This is a genomic window from Microvirga sp. P5_D2 (assembly GCF_054049475.1).
Window position 1 is genome coordinate 1 of sequence record NZ_JBFUMH010000304.1, and the last position, 3,053, is coordinate 3,053.

Here is a 3,053-nt window from a genome sequence, read left to right on the forward strand (position 1 = left end):
TTGTCGCCCAGTGGCAGCCCAGACCGCCCAAGGGCAAGGTGCACGAGCGCCTCAATCCGACAAGGCTCGAATGATCAGGCGGCCTGACGAGGCTTGCAGTCGATGCCCCGCTCTTCGCCACGAGGTCGCCCGCGCAAGAAGAGATTGCCACAATCGGCCGAAAGTCGCTTGTCAATCTCATCCGTGGTTGAGATGACCCGGCGCACCTCGTCGGGAAAGGCAAAGAACGGGATCACCGCTGTCCAGTGGCGCTGCCAAGCGGCCGCGATGGCCTCATACTTGCGGCCCCAGACCGAGGTCGCGAACGCCTCCAGGGCCGCTTGGCCGGGTTCGGCATCCTTGGACCGGTCGATCTCCTTCAGGGCTCCCGCCACGGCTCTGCGGTCCTTGTACGACACGAAGCCAAGCGGCCATAGGCCGAGTAGATCACGCCGCCGATGGCGATCAGCCCGCCTACGCCTTGAACCGCAGAGTTAATGCCATCGCGGACGATATCGACCTGAGACTGGTCCACGACACCCAGCACAGTGAGGACAGGCAAAAGCCCGATGATTGCCGTCGGCAGCGCCCCAGACCGGCGACGAAGTTGCCCCATAGGACGCGGCTCTGAATGGGCTTTTCTGCGTTCAACTCGTTCTTGAGAACGGGATCGGCGGCGATGGCTTCCCTTACCGATTCGATGACGATCGGGCGAGCCGTCGGCGTGACAGACACGGATGGACTTTGCACGAGGCGGCCTGCAATCCTGCCGGCCAGATTGAGGAAGATGAGCGGGTTCATGCGAAGATCTTTTTCAGCAGGCTAGCGAGGATATGGAAAAGCCCGCCAGATGCGGCGGGCTGAGAGACGGGAGCCGCTTCTGCATGGCAACGATCTCGTCAGCTCCTTCTTTAATCGCGGGCGCGATTGCCTGCCTTGCCTTTTGCGGGAGTGCTGCCAACCTCCGCATGAGCCTCTCCCTGTTCTGCACTTTCGCCATTGATGAGCTCAACGGCACCGGCTGCGTTGGCCGCCTCGTATTCCGCCTCGGTGACCTTCACCTCATCGCCAGCCGCACGGGCCATAACGACCGAGGCGCGAGGGCGATAATCAAAGCGGCGGGTGTATCTCACGTGCTTCATGACACTCCTCCAAGGGTGCAGGACAGGAGGCGGAACTGCCTCCGATATTCTTCAGGGTCTGTGACGCTCGCGATTGAAAAGACCCTCGTAGGATCCCTTGCGTCGACTGCGCGCCACTCGGCTTGAATGGTTGCGGTCTGAGATGACCACCTCACCCACACATTGACAGGATTGATGCCTTGCAGGCAGCGAGCCGTGACGGTTTCTCTGCCGGTGGATGCAGTCACACGAGCGGCAACCGTGAACACGTCGTTCCATGCGCCTGTCTGCTCGTTGTCGTAGTCGTCGCTGATCTTGCCGCGAGCTCGGAACGTAATCCGGTCGCGAAGCTGTCCTGCACTGGGCATTTAGGCATCCATAGAAAGCTGTTTATGGCGACTTGTGGATAAGGACGGGGATAATGTCTGATCCCCCTCCGAGGGCAAAATGTCAGAGAAAAGTTCCATGAGAAGAGCACGGAATTTTCATTTCAATAGAAAGGTTTGATTCAGAGTCTGGGGCCCAAATCCCGCGCCTGTTCTCGCGTATTCAGGTGCGTCTGTGCCCTTTTCAAAACTTCATATTCTCTTCACGCTCGTTGCGCTGTTCACGCTCGGCAAAGCACCGCTCGTCGCTCCCGTCAGAAACCCAGATGTCCAGATGGTTGTGAGAATGTCTGTCGCGCGTGATCCAGATGCCTGAGCTCTTAGGATCCGTCTGGCAGCATTCATAATCTAGCCATGGTTAGAGAGGCACACTGACGGTGGTCCTCCTCTGGTACCACTCGCCCTGGCTGAGGGTTGTTCATCCTGATCCCTCGGGTCTCAGTCAGGGCGTTTATTCTCCAGCAACCGTCTGTTTGCCGCTCTCTATCACAATCCACTGACCGGGCGCGTTGTGTATCAGCCCGTAGAGATGCGGTGTTCAACCGGCATCGCATGACGCCCTGGCTGAGCACTTAAGCCCCGCTCGGCCGGGCGCTTTCTTTCCGAGCAGGTCGGTGATGCAGAAAGGCCTCGGCACCGTTCGAAGTGTGGCTACTTATAGAATCCGTCTTGATTACTTTGATGGTGTCGGCGCCTATACGCCGCCTTCTGACGGGTTACTCGATTAACGCTGTCCTTGTGCATATCCTTGGCCCTTACACTCATCACTGCTGGTCTAGAGCATCGGATGTTTAATCGGACGCATATCCAGCAGCCTTGAGGTAGTTCCAACATTCTTGTGGCTCGAACAGGTTGCAGATCTCACCGAGGGTGCGCCAGAGCGCGTCCAAGGTGCGGGCTTCGGCTTTGCGCAGATGCGCTTTGATCTTGGCAAAGGTCTGCTCAATCGGATTCAAATCCGGACTGTAAGCAGGCAGGAACAGGAACCAAGCGCCGTGTCCCTTCAGGCATTCCGCCGCCCTTTCACTCTTATRGACTGCGAGGTTGTCGAGGATCACCACGTCGCCTTTGCACAGTGTCGGCGCGAGCTGCGTCTCGATGTAGGTGTCAAAGGCCGAGCGCGKGATCGGGCCATCGACGATCCACGGCGCACTCAGCTCATGRCAGCGCAGCCCGGCCAGAAAGGTATGCGTCKTCCAATGCCCGAAGGGAGCGCTCATGCGTAACCGCTGGCCCTTGCGTGAGCGGCCGCGCAGGCGCGTCATCTTGGTGTTGACGTACGTCTCATCCAAGAACACCAGCCGGTGCRGCTCTTGGCGCATGCGGACCTGACGGTGGTCTCTCCAAGTGCGGCGTTCATCCCGCACGTCGGCGCGTGCGCACTCCGCCGCCATCAGGGCTTTTTTTATARSTGAAGCCGCACCGGCACAGGAAGCGCGAGAGCATCGCCGGGGCCGCGACGATCCCGTGTTCCTCAAGCAAGCGGGCAGCCAGTTCGGGCATGGTGATGGCGGGCCTTGCCTCGACGGTCTGGATCAGGAAAGCCTCATAGGGCACCAGCTTGCCG

At 59.4% G+C, this 3,053-nt stretch carries 4 protein-coding genes and 2 pseudogenes; all 6 read right to left on the bottom strand.

Going from position 1 to position 3,053, the window contains the following annotated elements; all coding sequences use genetic code 11:
* Positions 1–170: 170 nt before the first annotated feature.
* A pseudogene (locus tag ACXJKO_RS30900) lies at positions 171–407 on the bottom strand (transposase); the annotation flags it as partial.
* A 46-nt stretch (positions 408–453) separates the two neighbouring features.
* On the bottom strand, positions 454–780 hold the full coding sequence (locus ACXJKO_RS30905) for a hypothetical protein (protein WP_457094831.1): 327 nt from the start codon (positions 778–780) through the stop codon (positions 454–456).
* 110 nt (positions 781–890) lie between these two features.
* Entirely contained in the window at positions 891–1,121 is a 231-nt protein-coding gene (locus tag ACXJKO_RS30910; RefSeq protein ID WP_457094832.1) for a hypothetical protein, read from the bottom strand.
* On the bottom strand, positions 1,118–1,468 hold the full coding sequence (locus ACXJKO_RS30915; RefSeq protein ID WP_457094833.1) for a head-tail adaptor protein: 351 nt from the start codon (positions 1,466–1,468) through the stop codon (positions 1,118–1,120). Before ACXJKO_RS30915 ends, ACXJKO_RS30910 begins: the two co-directional genes overlap by 4 nt.
* An 809-nt stretch (positions 1,469–2,277) precedes the next feature.
* The gene (locus ACXJKO_RS30920) at positions 2,278–2,808 is read right to left on the bottom strand and encodes an IS630 family transposase (protein WP_457094834.1); all 531 of its coding nucleotides are present in this window, start codon (positions 2,806–2,808) and stop codon (positions 2,278–2,280) included.
* 34 nt (positions 2,809–2,842) lie between these two features.
* Positions 2,843–3,053, bottom strand: a pseudogene (locus ACXJKO_RS30925) (IS630-like element ISSpo6 family transposase); the annotation flags it as partial.